The organism is Streptomyces sp. NPDC016562 (assembly GCF_043076955.1).
Lineage (GTDB): Bacteria > Actinomycetota > Actinomycetes > Streptomycetales > Streptomycetaceae > Streptomyces.
The window spans coordinates 920,453-945,970 of record NZ_JBIBRZ010000001.1 but is presented as its reverse complement, the minus strand read 5'-3'; the positions used below and the strand labels follow the sequence as shown (position 1 = coordinate 945,970).

Here is a 25,518-nt window from a genome sequence, read left to right as displayed (position 1 = left end):
TTGCGGGGTGGCGGTGACCGTCCCATAGTCCGAGGTATGGACGCGGGCAGGGACGGGGGTACGGACGCGCGCGAGGCGGCGCTGCGACAGGCCTACGGACATGCGCTCGACTGGCTGGCGAGCCTGTCCGGCCGCCGCGTGCCCGCCCGCGCTTCGGTCGAGGAGATCGTGCGTGCGCTCGGCGCCGAACTGCCCGCCGGTCCCAGCACCCCCGCCGACGTCGTCGACCTGCTCGCCACGGCCTGTGAGCCGGGGCTCACCGCGTTTCCCAGTGGCCGCTTCTACGGGTTCGTCGTCGGTGGAACCGAACCGGCCGCGCTGGCCGCCGACTGGCTGGTCAGTGCCTGGGACCAGAACTGCGTCATGCGTGCGGTCTCGCCCGCGTACGCGGCGGCCGAGGAGATCGCCGGCGCCTGGCTGCTCGATCTGCTCGGCCTGCCGGGCGACAGCGCCGTCGGTTTCACCACAGGCGCCACGATGGCGAACTTCACGTGCCTCGCCGCGGGGCGCGACGCGGTGCTGCGGCGCGCCGGGCAGAACGTCGCCCGCGACGGACTGGCGGGCGGGCCGGGCGTACGCGTCCTCGCCGGCCGGGACCGGCACATGGCCATCGACCTGGCGTTGCGCTACCTGGGGCTCGGCGAGCCCGAACTGGTGCCCGCGGACGATCAAGGACGCATCGACCCCGTGGCCCTGCGCCGTGCCCTCGCGGCCGGCGGGCCCCGACCCACGATCGTGGTCCTCCAGGCCGGCGACATCCACTCCGGTGCCTTCGATCCCTTCGCCGAGACGATCCGTGCGGCGCGCGAGGCGAACGCGTGGGTGCACGTCGACGGCGCCTTCGGACTGTGGGCGGCCGCCTCCCCGGCCTACGCACACCTGACGGCGGGCTGCGCGGAAGCCGACTCCTGGGCGACGGACGCCCACAAGACCCTGAACGTCCCCTACGACTGCGGACTCGCCGTCGTACGCGATCCGTTCGCGCTCCGCGCCGCGATGAGCCTGCGCGGCGACTACCTGATCCAGGACGAACGGGGCGACCCCGTCGACAAGGTCCCCGAGCTCTCGCGGCGCGGCAGAGCCTTCCCCGTATGGGCGGCGCTGCGTTCCCTCGGCCGATCCGGTGTGGCCGACCTCGTCGAGCGGCTGTGCCGGCACGCCCGCGCCTTCGCCACCGGCATCGCCGGGATCGAGGGCGCGAGCGTCCTCAACGACGTGGTGTTCACCCAGGTCTGCGCCGCGTTCGGCGACGACGAGCGCACCGGACGGGTCCTCGCCCGGGTGCTCGACGACGGCACGGCGTGGATCAGCGGCTCTACCTGGCACGGCCGGCGTGTCATGCGCATCTCGGTGAGCAACTGGTCGACGACCGACGAGGACGTGACGCGCGCACTCGACGCGATCAGGCGCGCCTGCGCCAGCGCCTGATCCCCGCGCGGGTGTCCGAGGCCGACGGTACGGGCGTGGCGATCAGCAACAGGGCGGCGCACACCAGGGGCGCGGCCGTCTGGTAGCCGATCCACACCTCACCCCCGGCGCTGCCGTCCCGCCATGCCATCAGGAGGCCGACCAGCGCCGTCAGTACCCAGCCGGTGTCGTAGGCGACCATGAGCCGCACGTGGGTGCGGAACGGGCGACTGCGCACGCACGTGAGCTCGATCCCGCCACCGATCAGCAGGGCGACGCCCGAGGCGACCATCCACCAGGCGGACACGCCCAGCAAGTCGCCCAGCCGGGAAGCGCCGATCAGATAGGCGGCGCCGAGCAACGCCTTGAAGACGCCGTCGGCGACGATCCCCGCCCGGCGGGGCGCCGCTGACGGTGTCACAACCTGAGCCTGCGCATGCGTCATGAACGTTCCTCCTGAGTGCCTGCCGCTCCCGTAACTTCGTTACTAGAATAATGGAATTATGAGAATGACGAGAGCCGAGACCAAGGAACGCAACCGCCGCGCCCTGCTGGACGCCGCCTTCCACGTCGTCTCCCGGGATGGACACCGCGCCAGGCTGGACGAGATCGCCGAGCAGGCCGGACTGACGACCGGCGCCGTCTACTCCCTGTTCGGCAGCAAGGGCGGCCTGGTGGCCGCCCTGGTCACCGACTACCTGCGGCCGCACTACGCAGAGATCGAGCAGGCGATTCCCGCAGAAATGGAACTGCTCGACGCAGTTGAAGCCTTCGCCCGGTACTACCGGCGCAGCTGTGACGCCCCGACCGCCACCTCGACCCTGTCGCTGCAGATCACCCTGCTGGACATGGCCCTGCACGACCCCGAGCTCGGTTCCCAGCTCGCCGCGTCCGTCCGGGCACAGGAGAACCACCTGGTCGCCTTGTTCACCGGCAGGCCACACGACGGGGACGTCGTGACCTCGCATCAGGCGCAGCGGCTGGTCACCGCGCTCAGGGCCCTGTTCGTCGGTCTCACGCAGGGCGTCGTCCTCGGCCTCGCCCCCGGCGCCGACGAGCAGTACTTCGCCGACACCGCCCGCGCCCTGGCCTCCACCGCGACCCTCATCGATCCAGCCGCGTCAGTTCCTCGGGGCTCAGCGTGAGCTCCGCGGCCCGGGCCGAGGCGGTGATGGAGGCGGGGCGGCTCGCTCCCGGTACGGGGATCACCGCGGGGGAGCGGGCGAGCAGCCACGCGAGGGCGACCTGCTGCGGGCTGACGCCGCGTTCGGCCGCGATGTGGTGGAAGGGTGTGCCCGCCGAGGTGGGGCCCGAGGGGCCGTCGAGCGAGCTGCGCGAGATGCCTCCCAGGGGGCTCCAGGGCAGGAAGGCCAGGCCCAGCCGCGCACTCAGCCGTAGCTCGGGCTCGCTGTCGCGTACGGCGGGGGAGTACTGGTTCTGCACGGAGACGAGCCCGTCGCCGAGGATCGCGTGGGCTTCGAGGATCTGCGACGTGGTGACGTTGGAGATGCCCGCGGCGCGGATGGTGCCGGCGTCGAGCAGCTCGCGCAGCGCGCCCACGGAGTCCGACCAGGGCACGGCGGGATCCGGCTTGTGCAGCTGGTACAGGCCGATCGCGTCGACACCCAGACGCCGTGCCGAGGCCTCGGCGGCTCGCTTGAGGTGGGCGGGGGCGGCGTTGACGGTCCAGCGGCCGTCGCCGGGGCGGCCGCGGCCACCCTTGGTCGCCACCAGGACGCCGGAGGTGTCGCCGCCGTACCGGGCCAGGGCGCGGGCGATCAGCGACTCGTTGTGGCCCACTTCGCCGGCGTGCCAGTGGTAGCTGTCGGCGGTGTCGATGAGCGTGACACCGGCGTCGAGCGCGGCGTGGACGGTGGCGATGGCCCGCGCCTCGTCCGGGCGGTGCTCGATCGACAGCGGCATGGCGCCCAGGCCGATGGCGCTGACGGTGGTGTCCGCGAGGGTGCGGTACTGCATCGTGGGTCGGTTCCTCAGGTGGTGGGGGACGGCGTGGTGGTGAGGGCTGCGGTGGCTTCGGCCACGGCGCCGGGCAGCCAGTCCGTGGAGCGGGAGAAGAGGAAGCCCAGCCCCTTCGCCCGGGCGTTGCTCATCGCGTAGTGACGGTCGAAGGAGAACGGTGAAGCCTCCTCGCCCGCCCCCACGACCCGGTAGACCGGCTCCCGCCCGGCCTGCGCGGCGATGACCGAGGCGAGGCCGTACACGTCGAGCGGACCGTCGGAGCAGGCGTTCACCGGACCGGTGAAGTCCGCCGCGGCCGCCCACAGCAGCAGGTCCGCCAGCTCCTCGTAGTGGATGAACACCGTCGCCAGCGCCCCCGCGTGCACAGCGAGCTCCGCCCCCCGGGTGATGCGCTCTACGTAGTGCGCGAGCCGGCCGGTGAACTCCTGCGCGCCGCCGCCGAGTACGTGCGCGCTGCGTACGGAGGTGAACGCGAAGCCGCCGGCGCGGGTGAGGACGGCCTCCGCCTGGCGTTTGCCCTCGGCGTAGTGCGCGTCGAGGTACGCGCCGTCGTGCCAGGGAAGCTCCGTGGTCACCGGCCAGGTGGCCGGATCCACGCACTCCTCCGGTACCGGCGTGCCCGGCGCGACGGCCGGCAGCGCGGCGGTCGCGGGGTCGTAGACCTCGATCGTGGACGTCATGACGTAGCGCGGGGTGCGGCCGGCGAAGGCGCGGGCGGCGATCGCGGCCTGCACGGGGGTGTAGCAGACCTGGTCGACGACGACGTCGAAGGTACGGGCGCCGAGCGCGGCCCGCAGGGCGGCCTCGTCGTTGCGGTCGACGACGAGGTGCTCGGCGCCGCTCGGCGGCCGGAGGGAGCCGCGGTTGATCACGGTGACGTGGTGCCCGGCTGCCAGCAGGCGCTTCACGAGGAGTTTTCCGAAGTAACGGCTTCCGCCGATGACACAGACCCTTTGCATGCCCCCCATCCTGGGCACCCGGCGTCATCAGCAGAAGTGCCGTCTCACTGAAGGCGTATGAAGGAGAACTGGCGACGCGTCGGCCCGCCGGACCCCCCACCCCGGAACGGGACGAGCACCGTGGGGGATCCGGCGGGCAGGGCCGCTCTAGGAGGCGGCCAGGGCCTCCAGGGCGGGGACCGTCTCGGCCGGGCTGGGCAGCGCGGCGTTCTCCGCCCGCAGGCGGGCGGCCGCCTCGCGCAGAGCCGGGTCGGTGGTGAGACGGGTGAGGAGGGCGTCGTCGACGTCGTCGGAGGCGGAGCTCACCGCCGCGCCGGTCGCGGTGAGGGCGGAGGCGTTGGTGAAGTGGTCGGCGCCCTGGGGGAGGAGCAGCTGGGGGAGACCGGCCTGCAGCGCGGTGAGCATGGTGCCGGAGCCGCCGTGGTGGATCAGCGCGTCCGAGGCGGTCAGCAGCTCGGCGAGCGGAACCCAGGGCAGCGGGCGGACGTTGTCCGGCAGGGTGCCCAGCGGGGCGAGGTCGGCGTCACCGACGGCGAGCAGGAATTCGGCGTCCACCGAGGCGGCGGCCTCGATCAGGCGGGCGATGGCGCGGACGCCGTCGATCTCCGTGAGCACGGTGCCCAGGGTCACGGCGACGCGCGGGCGGGTGCCACGCCGCAGCAGCCCGGCCGGGACGATGCCACCGCCGTTGTACGGGACGTAGCGCATCCGCAGGCCGCCCGGGTCGCCGCCGAGCGAAGCGGGGACGATGTCCAGCGCGGTGGGCTCGGCGGGGCCCGCGACCCCGTACGTCTCGTACGCCTCGGTGAAGTTCGCGGCGAGCCGGCCCACCATCTGGAGACCGGAGGTGACGCCGAAGTTCTGGATCACCGAGGGGATCTTGAGCTTCGCCGCGACGAGCGCGGCGGAGGCCTGGAAGGAGTCGTAGACCAGGAGGTCGGCGCGCCAGCTGTCGGCGGCCTCCATCAGACCGTCCACGGTGGAGCGGGAGACGAGCGCGAAGACGCGGGCCGCCCGGTCGAGGATCTCGTCCGTGCTCGTGTCGGGGGAGACGTAACGCACCTCCTCGCCGGTCGACTCCTCGAACACGTCGCGGATGCTGCGGCCGTCGCCTATCTCGACGATCGGGAAACCGGCCTCGCGGAGCCGGTTCAGCGGCTGCGAACACGCGAACAGCACCTCGTGGCCGGCGGCGCGTAAGGCCTGTGCGGTCGGGATCATCGGGAAGAGGTGGCCGGCCGCGGGGGGTCCGGTGAAGAGGATGCGCACGGGGTCTCCTTGCCGTCGTTCTGCCGACCGAGGACGAGTCGTGCGGGCCTGCCCCCGGGTTTCCCTCGGTGAACTGACGGGGACAGACGCTGTGTTCCCCCCTCAGGATCGATAATCGGACATTCTGGCTCGTGTGCTGGTCCCGGGAATCCACATCGGCGCCTTCCCTCCGTGTTCTACCGTGAGACCTCCGCATTCATCCTGGGGGGAACGCACCGCATGGCCGACGACGAACTGTTCTTGGAACCTCCGAGCCCGTGCCTGGAACCCCCGAGCACCTCCGCGGCCCGCACCCCGCAGCGCGGTGCGGACGACCGGAACCCGAAGGGCTGACCTCCACCGTGGAACAACTGACGGGGGCGGACCCCGCGTACATCGGCCCGTACCGCCTGATCGCCCGCCTCGGCGCGGGCGGGATGGGCCTGGTCTACCTGGGCCGTTCCGACCTGGGACGTACGGTCGCCGTCAAGGTCGTCCAGGCCGAACACGCCCAACACCCCGAGTTCCGCAGGCGGTTCGCCCGCGAGGTCGCCGCGGCCCGGCAGGTGGGCGGAGCCTGGACCGCCGACGTCCTGGACGCCGACACCGAGGCCGCCGTGCCGTGGGTGGCGACCCAGTACATACCGGGGCCCGACCTGACCACCGTCGTGGCCCAGGACTTCGGGCCGTTGCCCGAACCGTCGGTCCGCACCCTCGCCAACCGCCTCGCCCTCGCCCTGCAAGCCGTGCACGGGGCGGGCCTGATCCACCGCGACCTCAAGCCGTCCAACGTCCTCATCACCGTCGACGGCCCCCGTGTCATCGACTTCGGCATCGCACGGGCGATGGACACCCTGGCCGGAGACAGCCTGCACACCCGCACCGGCATGCTGATCGGCTCGCCCGGGTTCATGTCGCCGGAGCAGGTGCGCGGCATCGAACTCACCCCGGCGTCCGACGTGTTCTGCCTGGGCGCGCTCCTGGTGTACGCCTCCACCGGCCGCCTCCTCTTCGGCGCCACGGACACCGGTCTGAACGCCCACCTCTTCCGGGTCGCGGAGGAGGAGGCGGACCTGACCGGCGTTCCGGACTCGCTCGTCGACCTCGTGGGCGCGTGCCTGGACAAGGACCCGAGCAAGCGGCCCACTCCGCACGAGGTGGCCTCGCGCACGGCGACCGGCGAAGCCGGAGAGTGGCTGCCGGGAGCGGTGCTGGCACAACTCGGCCGCCGCGCCGCGCACTTGCTGGACTACGCCCCCGCAGGCCCCGCAGGCGCAGGCCCCGCGGGCGCCGCCAGTGTGCGGCCGGACCCCCGCACCCCGCTCGCCCGGCCCACGCCCCCGCCGCCCGCCTACGCCCCGACCGCGGCCGCGCACTCCGGCGCGGCCCCCGGCTTCGGCGCCGCTCCCGGCTTCGGCGCGCCGCCCTTGCCGACCGCGCGGCCCGAGCCCTGGGGCGCGGGTACGTCCCCGGCGCACCTGCCGGGCCCGGAGGCGCCCCTGCCCCGGCGCTGGTGGGGCCTGGTGGCGCTCGCTCTGGCCCAGGTGGTGGTGCTGTTCGACGCGGCGTTCTCCAGCATGGCGATGGTCTGGGGAGGTGCCTACAGCGCTCTGGACATGCCGTTCCACGGCGTGCGGGTGACGTCCACCGTCTACCTGGACCTCATGTCCATCCCCTACGTCCTGGCCTTCCTCGGGTTGATGCTGTTCGGCGCCCGCATCGCCGACCTCATGGGCCGCAAGAGGATGCTGATGGTCGGCTTGCTGGGATTCGCGGCGAGCGCCGCCCTCACCGGCCTGGCGCCGACCTCCGGCCTGTGGATCACGGGCCGCGCTCTACAAGGCGCTTTCGCGGCGATGGTCTCCACCTCCGCACCCGTCCTCGTCTCCCTCTCCTTCACCGACGCGCAGGAACGCCGCAAGGCATTCGGGATCTACGCCGCGATCGCCGGCTGCAGCCCGGCACTCGGCCTGCTCACGATCTGGTGGATCCACCTCAACCTCAACCTGGGCTGGCGTGCGTGCCTGCACGCCGCGATCCCCTTCGCCGCGGTCGCCCTGGTCGCGGTGGCGCGCCTGGTCCACGACCGCCAGGGGCGCATCGGCGTTCCGTTCAACGGCCCCGGGGTGCTGCTCGGCGCGGCCGGGATCGCCGTGGTCAGTGGGGCCCTTCCGCACACGGGCAACGTCGTCGTGCTTCCGGCGGCCGGGGTCCTGCTCGCGGCCTTCGTGTGGTGGCAGACCAGGGCGACGGGCGCCCTGGCTTCGCCCTCCGGTGTCAGGACCCAGGCTCACATCGGGTACTTCCTCGCAACGGCCCTGGCCAACGCCGGCGTCGTCGCCCTGCTCATGAGCCTGGGCTACATCTACTACTAGCCACTGCCCAGCCCGGCCACTGCCCAGCCCGGCCACCGCGAGCCGCTGTCCGGCCGAGCAGGCTCAGTCCCGGGCTCGATCCCGCGCCCGGGACGGGCAGGCCTTCACGTCACGTCGCCGACGGCCGCGGCTGCTCCGGCGGGACCGAGCTCTCGGCCATCGCCATCCACTGGTCCAGGTCGGCCTGCGTGAACTCCGTCCACGGCGGGATGCCGGGGAGCTGGCGGAGGAGGTCGTACGCCTCGGGGATCTGCGGGCCGCGAAGGACCGGGCAGTGGCAGCCGGCGATGACCTCGGCGTTCAGGTGCTGGAAGTCCCTGACGACCGTCCCGAACTTCTCGGAGTCCAGCAGAGCGGCCCAGGGAGAGACCAGGCGTCCCCCGAAGAACTGGCCGTCCCGGAACTCCTCCGGTGACAGCGCGGCCATTTCCGGCATGGGGGTCGGCACGTTCGTGGCGAAGGTGTCGACGGACCACAGGACGTTGGTCTTCGCGTCGAAGAGAGCGCGGGTCGTGGGGTTGTCGTACAGGGGTGGTCGCTTGGCGACCAGGGTGCGGTCACCCGCGTCGATCGTGTCGCCGTCGATCATGAACCGGCACCGGTTGACGGGAGTCTCCCACTCCTCCGCCATGCGGCCGATGGAGAACCAGGTCGTCAGCAGGGTCGCGTTCGGGCAGGCCGCGAGAACGGCCAGGAGGTTGCCGGCGTGGTCGCGGTCGTCGTGGGTGAGGAAGATCCACCGTACGTCCAGCGGGTCCACGACGGACCAGGCGGCCTCCAGCCACTGGGAGCGCACGGCGGGCGCCCCCGTGTCCACGAGGACCGGTTCGGCTCCCCGGATCACCATCGAGTTCATCGGGAAGTGGCCGACCGGCGGCGCCTCTAGGGCCCACGGGATGACGAACGTCTCCTCGGCGATCTTGTACGGCTGTAGAAGGTTGAAGCTGTCCACGGTTGTCATCGCTGCTCTCCCTAGGACGGAGTCACCGCAGCGTCCATGCATCCAGTGCAGCCCCGCACCGTGCCGCCGTCAAACGCGGAGGGGTACCGGCTGCGGCCCGGCCGCTCACCGGCTCGGTGCGCTCAGGGGCAACCGAGCCCCGGATGCGGCCGGTTGACGGTGTCGGTCGACGGATCATCGGCCGACGATCGACCCGGGCGGCTCTCGGGTGCCCACGTACACTGACGGGCATGGCATGCCGCATCAGTGAGCTCGTCATCGACTGCGCCGATCCCGAAGGCCTCGCCGCGTTCTGGAGCCGGGTCCTCGGATACGTGGAGCTCGGCCGGGAGCCCGACGGAAGCATCGAGATCGGGCCGCCAGGGGTGGGATCCGGTGGCCCTCTGCCCACCCTCGTCCTCAGCCCCAGCAGCGACCCGCGGGTCGGGAAGCTGCGACTGCACATCGACGTCAACGCCACCGACCGCGACCAGGACGCCGAGTTGGAGCGGCTGCTCGCCCTCGGCGCCAAGCCCGTCGACATCGGCCAGACCGGTGCTGAGGACTGGCACGTCCTGGCCGACCCGGAAGGCAACGAATTCTGCCTCCTGCACGCCCGGCTCCGGCCCCTCTGACGCACGTATGACCCACGTGTGATCCACGTGTGATCCACGTACGACGTGGCGGCGGGCCGCCGTAGCGGCCGCCGGGGGCCCGCCGCAGAGCCGGCCCCCGGCGGGTCAGACCTCGCCGCGCCATTCTCCTGTGGCCGAGCCGCGGTCCTCGATGAAGTGCTTGAAGCGCTTCAGGTCACCCTTGACCTGCCGGTCCACGAAGCCGAGCTTGTCACCGATGTTCTCCGCCAGCCCCTCGGGGTCGAAGTCCATCTTGAGCGTGACCTGGGTGTGGGAGGGATCGATGGGCTGGAACGTCACCAGTCCCGACTGGTCGGTCTCGCCTCCGATGGTCACCCAGGCGACCTTCCGGTCGGGGATCTGTTCGGTGATCTCGGCGTCGAATTCCCGCTCCACGCCACCGATCTTCGTCACCCAGTGCGTGAGCGTGTCCGTACGTTGCTCGATCCTCTCGACACCGTCCATGAACTGCGGGAACGTCTCGAACTGAGTCCACTGGTCATACGCCGTACGGACGGGGACGCTGACCTCGATGGATTCCTCGACCTGCGACATCTGCTGACTCCTCTGATCCAGGTGGTGAGCGGCGAGCCGGGCGGCCCGAGGCCGCTCCGGCTTCCGCGGGGCACCCCATCCGTGCCCGCTCGCCGCGCCCCTGCCCCGGCTACCCGCCGGTGATTCCCCGAACGAGGCCACTTCCCGGACCAGGCGGCCCCCCAGCAGTCGCGGCTCCGGCGGACAGGGAGCGTCAGGCGTTCGGCTCGGCCGCGGCGATGGCCGCGAAAGCCGAGCCGGGATCCCGTTCGACCGTGAGGTCGCCGAGGGTGACGACGCCGACGAGTTCGCCGTCCTCGGTCTGCACCGGCAGGCGCCTCAGGGCGTTCCGGCGCATCAGATCGATGGCCTGGTCGACGTCGTCACTGGGCTTCACGGTGACGATGTCGGTGCTGCAGATGGCATACACGGTCGTGTCGGCGGGATCCTTGCCCTCGGCCATGGCCCGTACGACCAGGTCCCGGTCGGTCAGGATGCCGCACAACCGCCCCTCGTCGACGACCAGGACGTCCCCGATGCCGGCGTCGCGCATCAAGCGAGCGGCCTCCGACAGCGCCGTCAGCTTCTCGACCGTCACCGGATTGCCGGTCATCACCTCATGGACGCGCCGCGTCATGGATCCTCCCACGGCTGACTACGGATCCACTGGGAACGGAACGGGTCCACGGGAAGCGGATCCCACTCCTGGACATGGATCCCACTCGACGCCTACCCAGCCCGCGCGAGCGGTAAGCGCTGCCCGCGACGTGCGCAAAGGGCCCGGCCAGAGGCGCGTCCCCGCCGCCCCGGGCCTCCCCAGGCGCCCGACGCGGGAGCGGCGTTCAATGGACCCATGCGACGCTACAGCAAGCGCAGGGGGCTGACCGTGGTCGCCGGGCTCGCCTTGGCGGCCGGGACCGTCGCCGCCGCACCGTCGCCGAGCCCCGGGGGCTTGGACGTGGCGAAGGCCCTGGACACCCTGGACGCGCAGGTGCGGGACGGCATGCGGCGCACCGGGGTGCCCGGTGTCTCCGTGGCCGTGGTCCACGACGACAAGGTCGTCTACCTCAAGGGCTTCGGTGTCCGCAGCACCGCCGCTCCGGGCGAGAAGGTCGGCCCGGACACCGTCTTCCAGCTCGCCTCGGTCTCCAAACCGGTGGCCTCCACCGTGCTGGCCCAGGCCCTCGGCGCCGACGGCTTCGACGCCCCGCTCAAGGGCGTCACCCTCAAGGACCCCTGGGTCAGCTCGCACGTCACCGCGGCCGACCTGCTCTCCCACCGCGCGGGCCTGCCGGACCACGCGGGCGACCTCCTTGAGGACCTGGGCTACGACCAGTCGTACATCCTGTCCCACCTGCGCGACGAGCCGCTCGGCGCGTTCCGCACCAGCTACGCCTACACGAACTTCGGCTTCACCGCGGCCGCCGAGGCCGTCGCCAAGGCCAAGGGCGTGCCCTGGGACAAGCTCTCCGAGGACCTGCTGTACAAGCCCGCCGGGATGACGCACACCAGCTCCCGCTTCAGCGACTTCGAGAAGGCGGCCGACCGCGCGCTGACCCACGTCAAGACCGACGACGGCACCTGGAAGCCGCGCTACGTCCGCGACGCCGACGCGCAGACCGCGGCCGGCGGCGTCAGCTCCAACGCCCGGGACATGGCCCGCTGGCTGCGTCTCCAGCTGGGCGGCGGAAAGATCGACGGCAAGCAGGTCGTCAACAGCGCCGGCCTGGCCGAGACCCACCTCCCGCACATCATCAGCCAGCCGCCCACCGCACCGAACACCCAGCCCGGCTACTACGGCCTGGGCTGGAACGTGCGCTACGACGACCACGGCCGCCTGCGGCTGAGCCACGCCGGCGCCTTCGCCCTCGGCACCAACACCAGCGTCATGGTGGTCCCCGCCGAGAAGCTCGCCATCGTGGTGCTCACCAACGGCGCCCCCACGGGTCTCCCCGACACCGTCGCCCTCAACTTCTTCGACACCGCCGAGTACGGCAAGCCCAGCCGGGACTGGCTGCCGGTCGTAGGCGAGGCCTACAAGCAGCAGCTCGGAGAGGGCCGCTCGAAGACGGACTTCGCCAAGCCGCCCGCGGACCCGAAGCCCGCCCGCGAGGACAGCGCGTACACCGGTACGTACACCAACCCGTACTACGGCCGGGCCAGTGTCGAGGCCGGCCAGGGCGGCGGCCTGGTGCTGCGCCTGGGACCGAAGCCGATGGCCTTCCCCCTCACCCACTACGACGGGGACACCTTCAGCTTCGAGACCGTCGGCGAGAACGCCATCGGCCGCACCGGGGTGACCTTCACCGACGGCAGGATGCGGGTGGAGTACCTGGACGCCAACGGCCTCGGCACCTTCGACAAGGGCAGCTGAGGCAGCCGAGGTCAAGGGCAGCCAAGGCAGCCGAGTCGAAGCGACGAGGGCAGCCAAGGGCGGCTCAGCCGAACGCCGCTGCGTCACTCGGCGGGCTGCGCCGGCCGGGGAGCCGGGGGCAGGGCCCAGCGGATCGCCCTGGTCACGGCATGACCACCGGCGTGGGCGGCCGGCGGCGGTATGCGCGCCGCCGCCGCCGCGCCGGCCGAGCCGGTGGCCACGGCCGACCGCGCCCATGGCGGCAGCAGGTCCACGGCCGCCACCGCCAGCAGCGTGTACGGCAGCCGGGCGGCCCCCGGCAGCGGCGGGTCGCTCAGCAGGAAGCGGGCGGTGTCACGGGAAGCCGCCGTCGGCCGCAGGGAGGGCCGGTACTCGGCGATCCGCAGCCCCAGTTCGTGCTCGTTCTCCGGCGGCCGGTCCGCCCCCAGGGCCCGGGCCACCCGCGCCGTGTCGGCGAGGTACGCGTCGCGGCCCGCCGCGTCCAACGGCTGCCTGCCGTACCGCTGGTGGGCCCACAGGAAGCAGTACGCCTCGGCGACGTGCACCCACGTCAGCAGCTCGGGGTCGTCGGCCCGGTACGGTACGCCCTCGGCCGTCCGGCCCCGCACACGGGCGTGCACCTCCCGGACGCGCGCCACGGCCTTCTCGGCGTCGCTGCTCGTGCCGAAGGTGGTGACCGCCAGGAAGGTGCTGGTGCGCTGTAGGCGCCCCCACGGGTCGCCGCGGTATCCGGAGTGCGCCGCCACGGCCGCCATCGCGACGGGGTGCAGAGACTGCAGGAGCAGCGCGGACAGGCCGCCGACGAACATCGACGCGTCCCCGTGGACCTGCCGCACCGGCGCTCCCGGTGCGAACCAGCGCGTTCCCGGAGCACAGTGGATCCGCTCGCGGTTGCGCGGCCCCTCGGGCCCCGCCACGCGCAGGAAGATCGCCTCGCCCGCTTGCCGCCTGATCCGCTGGACGGCCGTCGTCCCCCGTGTCATGGGCCCAGTATGCGCCCGGCCCGAACCCGGGCACAGGCCCCCGGCGGGATTGAGAGGTCCGGCGAGGGGCAGGCGCCTTCCCGTACGAGGAGGTACGCCGCGGCCGCCCGCGGACGGGCCCGTACGAGATTCCCGTACCAGGGTCCGTACGGGACTCCGCGCCCGCGAGCGAGCGGCCCGCTGACCCCGAACGATCGGAGCACCTGATGAGCAGCGCCGACGAGTCCTACGGCGACGACGTCTACCAGCCGCAGGAAGCGGACGAGCCCGCCGAGGCCCAGCCCGACCTGGAGAACACCCTGGACGAGCCGGGACTCGACGACCAGCTCGACACCGCGTACGTACCGCCCGACCGTCCCCTGGCGGTCGACGAGAGGGGCACGACGGCCGACGAACAGCGCACGGGCGAGACGTTGGACGAGCGGCTCGCGCGGGAGGTACCCGACGTGTCCGCGCGGGACGACGAGGCGTCCGACGAGGCCGGCGACCCCCTGCTGGCGGGGGAGGAGCGGGCCGGCCGCCTGGCCCCCGTCGCGGATCCGGCTCCGCAGCGCCACATTTCCGTACTGGCCCGCGACGTCGGGATCGACGGAGGCGCGGCGTCGGCGGAGGAGGCCGCCGTCCACACGATGGAAGAGCTCCCGCTCTCCGAAGACGAACCCGGCGTTCCCGAGGAGGACGCGGCGAGCCGGGACGCACAGGACGAGGCGTGAGCGGCGGCTCGGACGACCCCGGTCCCGTCCGGGACGGGACCGGGGCACGGCCGTCGCCATGTACGCACCCGAAGCGAAAGGACCAGCCATGAACCGCTCCGGATCCGCGCAGCCCGGCCACGACGGTCACGGTGCCCCCGGCGGTGACGGCGGCCGCGACGGTCTGCGGATCGTGGTCGTCGGCGCCACCGGCAACGTCGGAACCAGCGTGGTGCAGGCGTGCGCCGACAGTCCGGCCGTGGGCTCCGTCCTCGGCCTGGCCCGCCGGATCCCGCAGTGGCACCCGGCGAAGACGTCCTGGGCGGCCGTCGACATCGGGCGGGACGCCCCGGACCTGGTGCCCCTGCTCGCCGGAGCCGACGCGGTCATCCACCTGGCGTGGATGTTCCAGCCGACCCACCATCCGGCCCAGACGTGGCAGACCAACGTCCTCGGCAGTGTGCGCGTCTTCGAGGCGGTGGCCACCGCGGGGGTACCGGCTCTGATCCACGCCTCCTCCGTCGGTGCGTACTCGCCCGGCCCCAAGGACCGCGCGGTCGACGAGTCCTGGCCCACCCACGGCTGGCCCCAGGCCGCGTACACCCGGGAGAAGGCCTACCTGGAACGCGTCCTCGACGCCTACGAGCGGTCCCACCCCGAGGTGCGGGTGGTCCGCATGCGGCCGGCCTTCCTGTTCAAGCGCACCTCCGCGTCGGAACAGCGGAGGATCTTCGCGGGCCGGTTCCTGCCCAGCTGGCTGCTGCGCCCCGGCATGATCCCGGCGGTCCCCGACCTGACCGGCCTGTGCTTCCAGGCCCTCCACACGGACGATGCCGCATCCGCCTACCTGGCGGCCGCCACGCGGAACGTGCAGGGGCCCTTCAACCTGGCCGCGGACCCGCCCCTCGACGCGGAAGCCCTGGCGGGCATCCTGCACGCCCGCCGGTTCACCTTCCCCACCGCCCCCGTACGGGCGGCGCTGGCCGCCGCGTGGCGGCTCCACCTGGTCCCCGCCTCTCCCGACCTGTTCGACGCCGTGCTGCGCCTTCCCCTGATGGATGCCGCGCGCGCCCGTGCCGAGCTCGCGTGGCAGCCCCGGCACTCGGCGGTCGAAGCGGTGGAGGAGTTCCTGACGGGCCTGCGCGAGGGTGCGGGGATGGCCACCGCGCCGCTGGCCGCCTGACGGGTGGTGTGCCGGGGCCGACGGTGCCATGTGGCGGATCCGGGGTGCGGGAACCCGTACGGCCTCGCAGCATGACGGTGAGCCCGCGTACGCACCAGTGGACGTACACGTATCCCGAGAAGGAGCCCCGTCATGCCCGGAAGCCCCAGCGGAACGGAAGAGACGGCTGGCGAGGCGGGTGACGCCGGCGCACCGGAGCAGTCGTCTGCGGCGGACGTGGTGGTGACGGCCGCCCACTGCTCGGAAGAGGCCGCCCGGGTCCTGCTGGACGTGTTGGAGCGGGCCTTTCCGGTGTCCGCTGCCGAGGGCGTGGCGGTCGAACCGGGCCCGCACGGGAAGGCCACCGTGTGGTGCACGACGGTGAACGCGGCGGAGAACGCGGCGGAGAAGGCGGCGGAAACGGCGTCCGGGTCGGCGCGGACGGCCCCCCAGGACGGCGTCTCCCTGGACGGAACCGTCCTCGTCGGCCTGCAAGGCGGCCCGCGCGCCGTCGACCGGGTCGTGGCCGCGCTCAAGGACGCCTTCGCGGTCGACGAACGCGGGACGGTGGCGGGAGACCAGGAGAAGGAGGTCGACCTGCTGATCCGCTCCGCATGACAGGCGGCCGGCCGAGCCCCACCGGGACCCGGCCGGCCGAGCGTGCTCCGCCTTTCAGGCGGGCCAGGTGCCCGTGAGCCGCTTGACGGCCACGGCGCCGCTGCGGTCGATCAGGGCCTTGATGGCGGCGAACACGGCCCCCTGCAAGGCGGCGGCGATGAGGATCTCCCGCCAGGACCGGTCCTCGTCGGTGGCGTTCGGCGCGTCCTGCTCGTGACCGAGCCGCTGCCAGATCTGCTTGAACACGGCACCGGCCAGGACGCCGCCGGTGGCGCCGAGCGCCAGGCCGACGGGCTTGTACGCGATCTTCGATGCCTTCACCGGGACCTCCGTCCTCCGGGCCCTCGGGCCTGCCGCGCCACCAGCCAGACGATGCACCCCGCGGCCACGGCGACGAGCCACCCCTCGCGCCGGAAGGTCCGGGAGGCCGTCCGGCCCACGCGGTGTGTCGCGACGGCTGCCTGCTCGCGTGCCTGGTACGTGGCCGCGACGGCCTTCTCGCGCATCTGGCCCTTGAGGTCCGTCTTGGCGGCGAGCGCCTGGAGGGTCCGGCCCAGTTCGGCCCGGGAATCCTCGACGGTCGCCCGCAGATGCGCGGTGTCCCCTTGCGGTCCTGCCGACGAGTGCGTCCTGCTCATCGGTGCACCCTTTCCTTGATCTCGGCGATGTCGGCCCGCACGCTCTCGATGGCCTGCCCGGGTATCGGCGGACCGGCCTGGCCGACCTTCTTCTTGCCGAGGCCGCCCAGTGCGGCGGCGATCACCAGCAGGCCCCCGGCCGCGATCAGCGCGGCGCCCCAGAGGGGCACGACCAGAGCGAGGGCCGCGATCGCCGCGGCCACCAGGGCCTGCAGGGCCAGGAGCGTCACCACGGCCGCGCCGCCGAGCATGCCCCCGCCGAGGCCGAAGCGTTTGCCCTTGTCGGTCATTTCCGCCTGTGCGAGACGCAACTCGTCCCGTACCAGCTGCGACACCTGCTGGGACGCCTTCGACACGAGCACGGCCACCGATTCGTCCCGGCCCTTCGGGTGGCCGTTGTGGTGCCCGTTGTGGACAGCGTGTTCCATCCCCTTCACCTGCCTTCCTGCTCCTACGTCGCCTTCCTGCAGGTCCAGCCTTCGCAGCGAGGGCTGTCGCTGAGCGCCTGCCCACCCTCCTGAGGCCCAATCCGGCCGCGCGCGGGGCCCGGCGCCGCGCGCCCGGCGTCATCCACACGACACACCTAGAGACCCGCGAAGGTCAGGGCGGTCGCGGTGACCGAGCGGGCGATCGCGGCGGCGTACTGCGGGTCGTGGTCCTCGTCGAGGAGGGTGTCGCCGGGGGTGTGGTACTGGCGGGTGCCGGTCCCAGGTCCCTCGTGCGGGCCGAAGAGGTCTTCGGAGACGGCTATGGCCGGCCATCCCCGCTCGTGGAAGCTCGCGTGGTCGCTGCGGCCGATGGCCGGGTCGCCGGGCCCCGTGAGCTGTTGAATCGCGAAGCCGGGGGCGAGGGCCGGGAGGGTACGCGCGACCAGGCCGCCCAGGGCGTCGGAGGCGGCCACGACCGGGCCGGGGACCGAGGAGCCGGCATGGATCTCCACCGTGGGGGCGCTGCCGTCCTGCAGACCGGCGATCATGTCCATCTGGAAGACGCCCGCGATGCGGTCGTCCGCCGCCGCGGCGGCGAGGGTGTAGCGCTTGCTGCCGAACAGTGCCTGCTCCTCGGCGTTGAACAGGACGAAGCGCACGTGCCGCGTCGGCTCCCTGCCGTCCTCGACGAGCGCGTGCAGGCATTGCGCCGCGGCCATGACCGCCGCGGTGCCGCTCCCGTCGTCGTCCGCGCCGGGGGCCGGATCCACTGCGGGGTCGTAGGGGCGCGGGTCGCCGTTCGCATCGACGAACCGGCCGCCCTTGGCCGTCGAGTCCAGATGCCCGGTGATGAGGACGGCGGAGTCGGCCCCCTCGACGTGGTGTTCCGCTTCCACGTTGAACAACTGGTGGCCCCGCCACGTGAACGCGTGCCGTCGGACCACGAGCCCGAGGCCCTGGAAGTGCTGGACCAGCGCGTCCACCACGAGCCCGTTGTCGGCGCTCGCCGCGTCACGGCTGCGTACCTTCAGCGGACCGCCGGGGAACAGCGGCTCGACGCCGGAGATGCGCGCGACGTGCGCGCGCAGCGCCTCGGGCGTCACGGCCGCCCGTACGGCCGCGATCGTCTCGGCGGAAGGGAGACCGTCGCCCATTCCCGCCAGGCCGTCGGCCGCGGCCCCGGCGAATGACTGGGGGCCCGCCTCCCCGGGGCGCGACAGGAGGGCCGGGTCCGGGAGCAGGATCTCCGTGTGCCCCGGCTTGGCGCCCTGCGGGTGCACGTCCTCGATCGGGACGCCGGCGGGCGCCGCGACGTACACACCGCCGGGCGCCGGCCCGAGCGACGCGATCGGCCGCGGGTAGCCGGTCAGCTCGCCGGCGGCGAAGCAGAACGCGGCCGCGGCGCGCATCGCCCCTTCGGTCACCGTCCTGGATTCCTCCGAGGCGCCCGCGAAGGCGTCGGGGAACGGGACCGCGCGGTCGTCCCGGACCAGGAAGGCGGCCGTGTCCTCGACCGGCCCCCGTACGTCGGTCGTGAACCCGCCCTGCTGGAGAGCCTCCACGCCGAGTGCGCTCGCCATGGCGAGTACGAGCCCAGGGGAGGCGACGTGCACGGGAACGACCTCGGCGCCGTCCGCCACGGCCGCCAGCGCGGCCAGGCCCTGGCCCTCCGGAAGCTCGATCCTCGTCCAGAAGACGGGGCGGTTCTCGATGGCGGCCCGGGTGAAGACGGGGTGGGCGGCGACGCGCATGCCCGCCTTGCGGGCGAACGCGCGCTCGTCGTGGTTCTCCCCTACGAAGACGCAGGCGTCGGCCGGACCGCCGCTGCTCGTCACCGCCTTGTCGAAGATCGCGCGGCTCGTCTTGGGCCCGAAGTGGATGAGGTGGTCGTCCGTGAACCGGCCCGGAAACGCCTCGTGGAGCGCTGCCGTGGCCCGCGCGACCGCATCCTGTGCGGTGCCCGGGTCGGAGATGATGCCCGTGCGTTCCCCGGTGAAGGCGTCGAGAACCCGGACGGCACGCGGGCGAGGCCGCAGGCGCAACGATCCGTCGGCCTCGAAGAGGGGATCCGCCAGCGTCGCCCCGATGTCGAAGAAGAGCGTGGTCATCTCGGCGCCTCCGATGGTTGAACGGCGCACAGTTGAACGGCCCACAGGGGCGATGCCGGGGGAGTGGGAATTCCGTAGCGTCGTCCCTGGGCGTGACCCGCACCCGTGCACGCTGAACCGGGGTTCCCCCCTTCATCGTCTGTCCGCCACGGTGTTCCCGCACGACGAGGACGAGGCCGGCCCCGGCCGCCTTGAGCTCGCGTCCCCGGGGCAGTTCGCGGTGCCTCGCCGGCGGTGTGCTGCGCTTGCCGACGGCTACGGGTGGCCGGAGACTGGTGCTGTCAGTGTGCCCCCGCCGGTGTGAACGGTGCTGGTCGGCGCCGACACTTCTCCCGCTGCCGCGCCCATCCGTTGGGCATGCGCCGTCCGTGTGCGAGTCGGCGAAGTCTTCTCCGAGGGTCCGGGCCCGTACACCGCTGCGCCCCGGCGCCTCGCACCGTACGAACCATCTCTGCCTGAGGTGTCCCATGAGCAGGACCAACCGACTCAACTGCATCATCCCCCCGTACCTTCTCAAGAGACTTCTGGAGAGCGAAGACAGCGAGGTGCGCCAGGCCGCCTTGGACACCATGCTGACCACCGCTCGCCTGCGCGGTGAGCGAGCGGTCCGCGCGTCCTTCGCCGGTGTCGCCGCACCGGGAAACGGCCGACGCACCGTCTTCGACTGCGAACAGGGGACGTTCCTCCCCTTCGCTGTGCTGACCAGGCCGGAAGACGGACCGGAGTCCGCGGATGATTCCGTCAACCGGGCATTCGAAGGACTCGGCCTGACGCGCGACTTCTACAAGGAGGTCTTCCAGCGCGACTCGATCGACGGCCACGGGATGCGTATGGACGGGTACGTTCACTTCGGCGTGAAGTTCAACAACGCGTTCTGGGACGGACAGCAGATGGTCTTCGGCGACGGGGACGGAAGGAAGTTCGGCAACCTCACCGGATCCCTCGAAGTGATCGCCCACGAGCTGACGCACGGAGTCACCGATCACACCTCCGGATTCGAATACCACCGTCAGTCCGGTGCCCTGAACGAGTCGATGTCGGACGTCTTCGGGTCCCTGGTCAAGCAGTGGTCGCTGAAGCAGTCGGCCGAGGAAGCGGACTGGCTGATCGGGGCTGACGTGTGGACACCGGGCATCGGCGCCGACGCCCTGCGGTCGATGAAGGCCCCGGGGCATGCGTTCAACAACCCGCAGTTCGGGAAGGACGCCCAGCCCGACCGTATGAGCAGGTTCATCCACCTGCCCGACACCGAGGAAGGGGATTTCGGAGGAGTGCACTTCAACTCCGGCATTCCGAACAAGGCGTTCTTCCTCACAGCCGTGGCCATCGGCGGATTCGCCTGGGAGGCTGCCGGGCTCATCTGGTACGAAGCGCTCAAGGCGTCCAGCGCGGAAGCCCTGTTCCAGGACTTCGCGGACACCACCTTCCACAAGGCCGGCGAGCTGTTCGGCGTCGGCAGTGCCGAGCAGTCCGCCGTGCAGGCGGCGTGGCAGGAGGTGGAGGTACCCGTCAGGGCCGTGCCGAGCGGGGTCGCCCGGGCACGGAGCCTTGCGGCCGAGGGCAACGGTGGCGTGGGCCGGCAGGACGGTCTGGCCGCCCTGTCCAGGCAGGTCTCGGAGTTGGGCGCCAAGGTGGCGGGGCTGGCCAAGGACGTGGCCGCGCTGAAGGGGGCCAGGTGACCACCCGACCTCGGTGTCAGCCGATCCGCCTCGGCCGGGCGTAGCGAGGTCGCGCGCGATGAAGGTGAGCCTGGCGACACACGGCGGACTGGCGGCGGCGGTCGACCTCGCCCGTCCGCCCGAGGCACTGGACACGGATTCCCTGTCGGAGACCGCCGCCGAGGAACTGGTGCGGCTGGTGGCGGCGGCCGCCTCGGCGCCCACGGTGGATGAGCCCGGCCGGGCCAGGGACGCGATGAGCTACACCATCACGGTGGAGGAGGAAGGCGGCCGCCGGACGGTCCTCAAGCAGTCGGACGCCTCCATGACACCCGCGTTCGCGGCTCTCCTCGCGTGGCTCCGGCAACACGTGGACCAGCGGTGACGCGCGCGAGGTCCGGTGCGGGCCCCGCGCGCCCATCGCCTCGTACGCGCATCAGTTCTCCGGCCGAGGCGGGTCGAGCCACTGCGCACGAGGGTCCGTGACGGGCTCGCACCGGCTCGTAGCGGTTCGGACCGGCTCGTCAGCGGACGAACAGCGGCGACACGGCGGCCTCCGAGCTGCTGTTCCAGTACGTCACACGGGCCTTGTCGTCCACGTACACGCCGCTCCTCGGCATCTGCAGCAGCACGCCCTCGCCCGTGTTGTGGTCGGGTCGCTGACCGTGCGGCGCGAGTGCCATGGTCTTCACGAGGGAGCCGGCGTCCTTGCCGCCCTGCCGCAGGAGCAGGCCCGCGTACGCCTCCTGGCCCGGGGCCAGGGTCACCTCCTTCTGCGGCTTCGAGTTCTCGAAGACCGCCACCAGCCGGCCGTGACCGTCCTTCAGCCGGAGGACCGGATGGGTCTTCAGCCGGCACGGCTTGGTGCCGGTGTTGGTGACCGTCAGCAGGAGTTTCGAGTCGTCCTTGGTGGGGGGCACGGCCCACTCCACCTTCACCTCGGTGTAGTCGCCGGGGCAGTTGCCGTCGATGCCCGTCGAGTCCCCCTCGGCCTCGCCCGGCCGGCCCGGCTCCGATGTCGAGGGGACGGCCGACGCGGACGGGGAGGCGGACGGGGCCACGGAAGGCGTCCCGGAGGGGAAGGCGGAGGCCGTCGGCGGTGCGGTCGGGCCGGCCTTGTCGTCGCTCGGCCCGCAGGCCGCGGCGGTCAGGAGTGCGGTGGCGGCGAGGCCCAGGGCGCCGAGCGTCCGGGCATGGGTGGTCTGGCGGAGCGTACGCATCACGAGCCCCCGTGGCTGCTGATGTGCTGGAATCGGTGCCGACAGGATGCCCGCCCCGGCCGCGTATTCACGCCCCCACGAGGATCGTTACACCTCGCTCATGTGGCGGTCACCGTTCCGTCGTGAGGGCGGCGCCGGACCGGGTCGACCCCCGGTTCTGCCCCTCGTACCGGCTCCGCGCTCCGTCCGGCGGGCGGTTCCGTTTCGCGTGGCCGGAACTCGCCCGAGCCGGGCGAACGGGGTGCTACGTGCTGGTAACTTGCGGGAGTTGATCAAGGTCGGAGGCGTGGCCGACCACGCTCCGGCCCGAGCCACCCCCCAGTTCAAGGAACCACATTGGCACGCACCGTCCGTCCGACGGCCCTCGTCCGCACCTCGGCCCTCGCACTCGGCCTCTCCCTCCTCACCCTCACCGCCCCCGCGTACGCCGCGGCTGCGCCCACCCCCCACCTGGACTCGGTCGAGCAGACCCTGCGTCAGGTCTCTCCGGGCCTGGAGGGCTCGCTCTGGGAGCGCACCTCCGACAACCGGCTCGGCTCCTCCACGCCCGGGGGCTCCGACTGGCTGCTCCAGACCCCCGGCTGCTGGGGCGACGCCACGTGCGCCGACCGGCCCGGATCGCGCCGACTCCTGGAGAAGATGCGCCAGGACATCGCCGGAGCCCGCCAGACGGTGGACATATCCACCCTGGCGCCCTTCCCCAACGGCGGCTACCAGGAGGCGATCGTCGCGGGCCTCAGGGAATCCGCCGAGAAGGGCAACCGGCTCAAGGTGCGCATCCTGGTGGGCGCCGCGCCCCTCTACCACTCCACGGTGATCCCGTCGTCCTACCGCGACGAGCTGCTCGCGAAGCTGGGCCCGGCCGCCGCGGCCCACATCACCCTCAACGTCGCCTCGATGACCACCTCGAAGACCGCGTTCTCCTGGAACCACTCCAAGCTGGTCGTGGTCGACGGCAGTTCGGTGATCACCGGCGGCATCAACAGCTGGAAGGACGACTACCTCGACACCTCCCACCCGGTGAGCGACGTCGACCTCGCCCTGTCCGGGCCCGCAGCCGCCTCCGGGGGCCGCTACCTGGACTCCCTATGGGACTGGACCTGTCGCAACAAGAGCAGCTGGACCTCGGTCTGGTTCGCCGCCTCGCCCGGCGCGGACTGCATGCCGTCCCTGCCCCGCCCCGCCTCCCCGGAGGGCGGCGGGAACGTGCCCGCGCTCGCCGTCGGCGGCCTCGGCGTGGGCATCCGCCAGAACGACCCCACCTCGTCCTTCCGCCCCACCCTGCCCACGGCCGGCGACACCAAGTGCGGGATAGGAGTGCACGACTACACCAACGCCGACCGCGACTACGACACCGTCAATCCGGAGGAGAGCGCCCTGCGCGCTCTCGTCTCCAGCGCGACCTCGCACATCGAGATCTCCCAGCAGGACGTGCACGCCACCTGCCCGCCGCTGCCCCGCTACGACGTCCGCCTCTACGACGCCCTCGCCGCCAAGCTCGTCTCCGGCGTGAAGGTCCGCATCGTCGTGAGCGACCCGGCGAACCGCGGCGCCATCGGCAGCGGCGGCTACTCGCAGATCAAGTCGCTCTCCGAGGTCAGCGACGCCCTGCGCGGCCGGCTGACGGCGCTGACCGGTGACGGCGGCCGGGCACGGACGGCCCTGTGCCAGAACCTCCAGCTGGCGACCTTCCGCGCGTCCGACCAGCCGACCTGGGCGGACGGCAAGCCGTACGCCCAGCACCACAAGCTGGTCTCGGTCGACGGATCGGCCTTCTACATCGGCTCCAAGAACCTGTACCCGTCGTGGCTTCAGGACTTCGGGTACGTCGTCGAGAGCCCGGCCGCGGCCGCACAGCTGAAGAGCGGCCTGCTCGACCCGCAGTGGCGGTACTCCCAGGCCACCGCGACGTACGACTACTCCCGCGGCCTCTGCCAGGGCTGATCACCCGGCCTTGGCCGGCCGACGCGCGGCCGGGGCCCGACGCGCGGTCGGGTACGGGGTACCGGCCGCGCGGCGACCGGGGCGGGAGACTTCCGGGCATGGACGTCGAGTCGGTGACGGTGGAGCTGTACGGGCTGCACCCGTCGGAGTTCACCGCGGCCCGGGACACGTACGCCGCCCGGGCGCGCACGGCAGGTGACCGGCAGCTGGCCACCGCGATCACCCGGCTGCGCAAGCCGACCGTCGCGGCGTGGACCGCCGGGTTGCTCGCGCGGGCCAGGCCGGACGAGGCCCAGCGCCTCGTCGAGCTCGGCGAGGCGCTGCGTACCGCGCACCGGACGCTGGACCCCGAACCGCTGCGGAAGCTGTCACACGATCAGCACGTGGTGATCGGCCGGCTCGCGCGCACGGCGTCGGCCCTCGCCGCCGAAGCGGGCCGGCCGGTGAGCGAAGCGGTGCTGCGCGAAGTCGAGCAGATCCTGCACACGGTCCTCGCCGATGCGGAGGTCGCCGCGCAGTGGAGGGAGGGCCGGCTGGGGAAGACCCCCGACCCGGTGCTCGGGTTCGCCGGGCTGGAACCGCAGCCCGGAGCCGCGCCCCCTCGCCCACCGCAGGCCGTCCGGCGCACGAGGCCTACGGAGGCTGCGGAGCCTACGGGCCCTCCGGGGTCGACTGCGGCGCGCGTACCGCCCCCCGCGCCGGAACCGCGAGCGGACGAGCGGGCGGCGCAGGCACACCGGAAGCGCGTGGAGGCGGCCCGGGCGGAGCTGGCCGAGGCCCTGGCCGAGGCGGAACGGCTCGAAGCCGCGCAGGCCGCCGGCCAGGAGCTGGTGGACCGCGCGGCCGCTGCCGTCACCGAGGCCGAGGAGGACGTACGCGCCGCGAAGGAGCGCCTACGGGCGGCACGCGCGGCCAGTACCGAAGCGCTCGCCCGTCACCGGGAAGCCGGGCGAGCCGCTGCGAAGGCACGGGCGCGGGCGGATGCGGCGGCGCGGAAGGCGGAGAAGCTCACCGGCGACGAGGCGTGAACCCCGGCGCGGGCCACCCTCAGAGAACAGAGGTGAGGGTGATCCACCGCACGAGGGCCGCGTTGGTCGTGTCGTCGAGCGAGGCGAGCGTGTGGATGGCTTCCAGGTCACCGGGCTGGGGCGCGATGCCTGCGGAGGTCAGTGCCGCGTGCAGGTCCAACCGCCGCCGGTCCGCGGGCCGCAGGGGCCAGACGAGCCGGGGATCGGATGCCTCCCGGTCGGCTGCCCGTCCACCCTCTTCGCCGCTGAGGGGCAGTTGCCGGTCCGTATCACCCGGGCGGTCCAGCGGCGAGGCCTCACCGGCCGGGGGCCTGAGGGTGTCGGCGCCGGGAAACCGGTAGGGGTCGAGGTCCAGCTGAGGGACCGTGACGTCGGACGGGGAACACTGCCAGAACTCCACGAAGAACCTTCCGGGTCGGATGGGCGGATGCTGTTTCCAAGGGCTCGGGCGGGCGGGGTGGTGGTTGGTGCGGTGCGGGGCGGTGTCCCTGTGTCCGGTGTGGCGTGCCCCGGCTGGGGTTCCGCCGCCACCCACGACCCCGGGGGGTCGGCAACACAAACACCCCCAATGTGATTAGGCCCGCATT

General features: G+C 72.5%; 26 protein-coding genes. 12 read left to right on the top strand and 14 right to left on the bottom strand.

Annotated features, from left to right (window positions below):
• Positions 1 to 36: 36 nt before the first annotated feature.
• Entirely contained in the window at positions 37 to 1,428 is a 1,392-nt protein-coding gene (locus tag ACF059_RS04355; protein WP_392051144.1) for a pyridoxal phosphate-dependent decarboxylase family protein, read from the top strand.
• Here ACF059_RS04355 and ACF059_RS04350 read toward each other — a convergent pair.
• On the bottom strand, positions 1,403 to 1,828 hold the full coding sequence (locus ACF059_RS04350; protein WP_392051142.1) for a hypothetical protein: 426 nt from the start codon (positions 1,826 to 1,828) through the stop codon (positions 1,403 to 1,405). The two genes, ACF059_RS04355 and ACF059_RS04350, sit on opposite strands and share 26 nt — an antisense overlap.
• Before the next feature lie 88 nt (positions 1,829 to 1,916).
• Here ACF059_RS04350 and ACF059_RS04345 point away from each other — a divergent pair, with 88 nt between their 5' ends.
• Positions 1,917 to 2,552: a TetR/AcrR family transcriptional regulator gene (locus ACF059_RS04345; RefSeq protein ID WP_392053046.1), complete on the top strand. Its 636-nt coding sequence runs from the start codon at positions 1,917 to 1,919 to the stop codon at positions 2,550 to 2,552.
• On the opposite strand, the gene ACF059_RS04340 is transcribed toward ACF059_RS04345, so the two are convergent.
• The 3 genes from ACF059_RS04340 to ACF059_RS04330 form a co-directional block, all read right to left on the bottom strand.
• Positions 2,512 to 3,384, bottom strand: a complete 873-nt coding sequence (locus ACF059_RS04340) for an aldo/keto reductase (RefSeq protein ID WP_392051140.1) — start codon at positions 3,382 to 3,384, stop codon at positions 2,512 to 2,514. The two genes, ACF059_RS04345 and ACF059_RS04340, sit on opposite strands and share 41 nt — an antisense overlap.
• Before the next feature lie 14 nt (positions 3,385 to 3,398).
• Positions 3,399 to 4,346: an NAD-dependent epimerase/dehydratase family protein gene (locus ACF059_RS04335; protein ID WP_392051138.1), complete on the bottom strand. Its 948-nt coding sequence runs from the start codon at positions 4,344 to 4,346 to the stop codon at positions 3,399 to 3,401.
• A 147-nt stretch (positions 4,347 to 4,493) separates the two neighbouring features.
• Entirely contained in the window at positions 4,494 to 5,615 is a 1,122-nt protein-coding gene (locus tag ACF059_RS04330; RefSeq protein WP_392051133.1) for a nucleotide disphospho-sugar-binding domain-containing protein, read from the bottom strand.
• A 341-nt stretch (positions 5,616 to 5,956) separates the two neighbouring features.
• On the opposite strand from ACF059_RS04330, the gene ACF059_RS04325 reads away from it, so the two are divergent.
• The gene (locus ACF059_RS04325) at positions 5,957 to 7,969 is read left to right on the top strand and encodes an MFS transporter (RefSeq protein WP_392051130.1); all 2,013 of its coding nucleotides are present in this window, start codon (positions 5,957 to 5,959) and stop codon (positions 7,967 to 7,969) included.
• Positions 7,970 to 8,078: 109 nt separating this feature from the next.
• Here the strand turns inward: ACF059_RS04325 and ACF059_RS04320 are convergent, their stop codons facing one another.
• Complete coding sequence (locus ACF059_RS04320) at positions 8,079 to 8,930, bottom strand: MBL fold metallo-hydrolase (RefSeq protein ID WP_392051127.1); 852 nt, start codon at positions 8,928 to 8,930, stop codon at positions 8,079 to 8,081.
• A gap of 230 nt (positions 8,931 to 9,160) precedes the next feature.
• On the opposite strand from ACF059_RS04320, the gene ACF059_RS04315 reads away from it, so the two are divergent.
• On the top strand, positions 9,161 to 9,544 hold the full coding sequence (locus ACF059_RS04315; protein ID WP_392051125.1) for a VOC family protein: 384 nt from the start codon (positions 9,161 to 9,163) through the stop codon (positions 9,542 to 9,544).
• A gap of 105 nt (positions 9,545 to 9,649) precedes the next feature.
• On the opposite strand, the gene ACF059_RS04310 is transcribed toward ACF059_RS04315, so the two are convergent.
• The gene (locus ACF059_RS04310) at positions 9,650 to 10,099 is read right to left on the bottom strand and encodes an SRPBCC family protein (protein ID WP_392051122.1); all 450 of its coding nucleotides are present in this window, start codon (positions 10,097 to 10,099) and stop codon (positions 9,650 to 9,652) included.
• A 193-nt stretch (positions 10,100 to 10,292) separates the two neighbouring features.
• Positions 10,293 to 10,715 (bottom strand): CBS domain-containing protein, encoded by a 423-nt coding sequence (locus tag ACF059_RS04305; protein WP_392051119.1) that lies wholly within the window; start codon positions 10,713 to 10,715, stop codon positions 10,293 to 10,295.
• A gap of 216 nt (positions 10,716 to 10,931) precedes the next feature.
• Between ACF059_RS04305 and ACF059_RS04300 the strand changes: the two genes are divergently transcribed.
• Positions 10,932 to 12,452 (top strand): serine hydrolase, encoded by a 1,521-nt coding sequence (locus ACF059_RS04300; RefSeq protein ID WP_392051116.1) that lies wholly within the window; start codon positions 10,932 to 10,934, stop codon positions 12,450 to 12,452.
• 83 nt (positions 12,453 to 12,535) lie between these two features.
• On the opposite strand, the gene ACF059_RS04295 is transcribed toward ACF059_RS04300, so the two are convergent.
• Positions 12,536 to 13,435: an oxygenase MpaB family protein gene (locus tag ACF059_RS04295; protein WP_392051114.1), complete on the bottom strand. Its 900-nt coding sequence runs from the start codon at positions 13,433 to 13,435 to the stop codon at positions 12,536 to 12,538.
• 206 nt (positions 13,436 to 13,641) lie between these two features.
• Here ACF059_RS04295 and ACF059_RS04290 point away from each other — a divergent pair, with 206 nt between their 5' ends.
• The 3 genes from ACF059_RS04290 to ACF059_RS04280 all read left to right on the top strand — a co-directional run bounded on the left by ACF059_RS04290 (position 13,642) and on the right by ACF059_RS04280 (position 15,907).
• Positions 13,642 to 14,148 (top strand): DUF5709 domain-containing protein, encoded by a 507-nt coding sequence (locus ACF059_RS04290; protein ID WP_392051111.1) that lies wholly within the window; start codon positions 13,642 to 13,644, stop codon positions 14,146 to 14,148.
• A 172-nt stretch (positions 14,149 to 14,320) separates the two neighbouring features.
• Positions 14,321 to 15,310, top strand: a complete 990-nt coding sequence (locus tag ACF059_RS04285) for an NAD-dependent epimerase/dehydratase family protein (protein ID WP_366865491.1) — start codon at positions 14,321 to 14,323, stop codon at positions 15,308 to 15,310.
• A 132-nt stretch (positions 15,311 to 15,442) separates the two neighbouring features.
• Entirely contained in the window at positions 15,443 to 15,907 is a 465-nt protein-coding gene (locus ACF059_RS04280; protein WP_392051109.1) for a hypothetical protein, read from the top strand.
• A gap of 54 nt (positions 15,908 to 15,961) precedes the next feature.
• Here ACF059_RS04280 and ACF059_RS04275 read toward each other — a convergent pair whose 3' ends face one another.
• The 4 genes from ACF059_RS04275 to ACF059_RS04260 all read right to left on the bottom strand — a co-directional run bounded on the left by ACF059_RS04275 (position 15,962) and on the right by ACF059_RS04260 (position 19,081).
• Complete coding sequence (locus ACF059_RS04275; protein ID WP_392051106.1) at positions 15,962 to 16,228, bottom strand: DUF4235 domain-containing protein; 267 nt, start codon at positions 16,226 to 16,228, stop codon at positions 15,962 to 15,964.
• Positions 16,225 to 16,545 carry a hypothetical protein gene (locus tag ACF059_RS04270; RefSeq protein ID WP_392051103.1) on the bottom strand — a complete coding sequence of 107 codons (321 nt, stop codon included), beginning with the start codon at positions 16,543 to 16,545 and terminating at the stop codon, positions 16,225 to 16,227. The genes ACF059_RS04275 and ACF059_RS04270 overlap by 4 nt, the downstream gene beginning before the upstream one ends.
• Positions 16,542 to 16,973 carry a phage holin family protein gene (locus ACF059_RS04265; protein WP_366865254.1) on the bottom strand — a complete coding sequence of 144 codons (432 nt, stop codon included), beginning with the start codon at positions 16,971 to 16,973 and terminating at the stop codon, positions 16,542 to 16,544. Before ACF059_RS04265 ends, ACF059_RS04270 begins: the two co-directional genes overlap by 4 nt.
• Before the next feature lie 155 nt (positions 16,974 to 17,128).
• Positions 17,129 to 19,081 (bottom strand): M20/M25/M40 family metallo-hydrolase, encoded by a 1,953-nt coding sequence (locus ACF059_RS04260; protein ID WP_392051100.1) that lies wholly within the window; start codon positions 19,079 to 19,081, stop codon positions 17,129 to 17,131.
• 467 nt (positions 19,082 to 19,548) lie between these two features.
• Here ACF059_RS04260 and ACF059_RS04255 point away from each other — a divergent pair, with 467 nt between their 5' ends.
• Entirely contained in the window at positions 19,549 to 20,760 is a 1,212-nt protein-coding gene (locus ACF059_RS04255; RefSeq protein ID WP_392051097.1) for a M4 family metallopeptidase, read from the top strand.
• Between the two features lie 58 nt (positions 20,761 to 20,818).
• Positions 20,819 to 21,124 carry a protealysin inhibitor emfourin gene (locus tag ACF059_RS04250; protein ID WP_392051094.1) on the top strand — a complete coding sequence of 102 codons (306 nt, stop codon included), beginning with the start codon at positions 20,819 to 20,821 and terminating at the stop codon, positions 21,122 to 21,124.
• Between the two features lie 139 nt (positions 21,125 to 21,263).
• Here the strand turns inward: ACF059_RS04250 and ACF059_RS04245 are convergent, their stop codons facing one another.
• Entirely contained in the window at positions 21,264 to 21,959 is a 696-nt protein-coding gene (locus ACF059_RS04245) for a DUF4232 domain-containing protein (protein ID WP_392051092.1), read from the bottom strand.
• Positions 21,960 to 22,295: 336 nt separating this feature from the next.
• Here ACF059_RS04245 and ACF059_RS04240 point away from each other — a divergent pair, with 336 nt between their 5' ends.
• Together ACF059_RS04240 and ACF059_RS04235 are read left to right on the top strand one after the other, a co-directional pair.
• On the top strand, positions 22,296 to 23,903 hold the full coding sequence (locus ACF059_RS04240; protein WP_392051089.1) for a phospholipase: 1,608 nt from the start codon (positions 22,296 to 22,298) through the stop codon (positions 23,901 to 23,903).
• 98 nt (positions 23,904 to 24,001) lie between these two features.
• Positions 24,002 to 24,931: a hypothetical protein gene (locus ACF059_RS04235; protein ID WP_392051086.1), complete on the top strand. Its 930-nt coding sequence runs from the start codon at positions 24,002 to 24,004 to the stop codon at positions 24,929 to 24,931.
• A 19-nt stretch (positions 24,932 to 24,950) separates the two neighbouring features.
• Here ACF059_RS04235 and ACF059_RS04230 read toward each other — a convergent pair whose 3' ends face one another.
• The gene (locus ACF059_RS04230; RefSeq protein ID WP_392051083.1) at positions 24,951 to 25,331 is read right to left on the bottom strand and encodes a hypothetical protein; all 381 of its coding nucleotides are present in this window, start codon (positions 25,329 to 25,331) and stop codon (positions 24,951 to 24,953) included.
• Positions 25,332 to 25,518: the final 187 nt, after the last annotated feature.

Excerpts from the sequence above, each read along its gene's own strand:
- ACF059_RS04355 (WP_392051144.1), top strand. The coding sequence starts at position 37 with ATGGACGCGGGCAGGGACGGGGGTACGGACGCGCGCGAGGCGGCGCTG.
- ACF059_RS04345 (WP_392053046.1), top strand. The coding sequence starts at position 1,917 with ATGACGAGAGCCGAGACCAAGGAACGCAACCGCCGCGCCCTGCTGGAC.
- ACF059_RS04340 (WP_392051140.1), bottom strand. The coding sequence starts at position 3,384 with ATGCAGTACCGCACCCTCGCGGACACCACCGTCAGCGCCATCGGCCTG.
- ACF059_RS04335 (WP_392051138.1), bottom strand. The coding sequence starts at position 4,346 with ATGCAAAGGGTCTGTGTCATCGGCGGAAGCCGTTACTTCGGAAAACTC.
- ACF059_RS04320 (WP_392051127.1), bottom strand. The coding sequence starts at position 8,930 with ATGACAACCGTGGACAGCTTCAACCTTCTACAGCCGTACAAGATCGCC.
- ACF059_RS04315 (WP_392051125.1), top strand. The coding sequence starts at position 9,161 with ATGGCATGCCGCATCAGTGAGCTCGTCATCGACTGCGCCGATCCCGAA.
- ACF059_RS04310 (WP_392051122.1), bottom strand. The coding sequence starts at position 10,099 with ATGTCGCAGGTCGAGGAATCCATCGAGGTCAGCGTCCCCGTCCGTACG.
- ACF059_RS04305 (WP_392051119.1), bottom strand. The coding sequence starts at position 10,715 with ATGACGCGGCGCGTCCATGAGGTGATGACCGGCAATCCGGTGACGGTC.
- ACF059_RS04300 (WP_392051116.1), top strand. The coding sequence starts at position 10,932 with ATGCGACGCTACAGCAAGCGCAGGGGGCTGACCGTGGTCGCCGGGCTC.
- ACF059_RS04295 (WP_392051114.1), bottom strand. The coding sequence starts at position 13,435 with ATGACACGGGGGACGACGGCCGTCCAGCGGATCAGGCGGCAAGCGGGC.
- ACF059_RS04290 (WP_392051111.1), top strand. The coding sequence starts at position 13,642 with ATGAGCAGCGCCGACGAGTCCTACGGCGACGACGTCTACCAGCCGCAG.
- ACF059_RS04280 (WP_392051109.1), top strand. The coding sequence starts at position 15,443 with ATGCCCGGAAGCCCCAGCGGAACGGAAGAGACGGCTGGCGAGGCGGGT.
- ACF059_RS04270 (WP_392051103.1), bottom strand. The coding sequence starts at position 16,545 with ATGAGCAGGACGCACTCGTCGGCAGGACCGCAAGGGGACACCGCGCAT.
- ACF059_RS04265 (WP_366865254.1), bottom strand. The coding sequence starts at position 16,973 with ATGGAACACGCTGTCCACAACGGGCACCACAACGGCCACCCGAAGGGC.
- ACF059_RS04260 (WP_392051100.1), bottom strand. The coding sequence starts at position 19,081 with ATGACCACGCTCTTCTTCGACATCGGGGCGACGCTGGCGGATCCCCTC.
- ACF059_RS04255 (WP_392051097.1), top strand. The coding sequence starts at position 19,549 with ATGAGCAGGACCAACCGACTCAACTGCATCATCCCCCCGTACCTTCTC.
- ACF059_RS04250 (WP_392051094.1), top strand. The coding sequence starts at position 20,819 with ATGAAGGTGAGCCTGGCGACACACGGCGGACTGGCGGCGGCGGTCGAC.
- ACF059_RS04245 (WP_392051092.1), bottom strand. The coding sequence starts at position 21,959 with ATGCGTACGCTCCGCCAGACCACCCATGCCCGGACGCTCGGCGCCCTG.
- ACF059_RS04235 (WP_392051086.1), top strand. The coding sequence starts at position 24,002 with ATGGACGTCGAGTCGGTGACGGTGGAGCTGTACGGGCTGCACCCGTCG.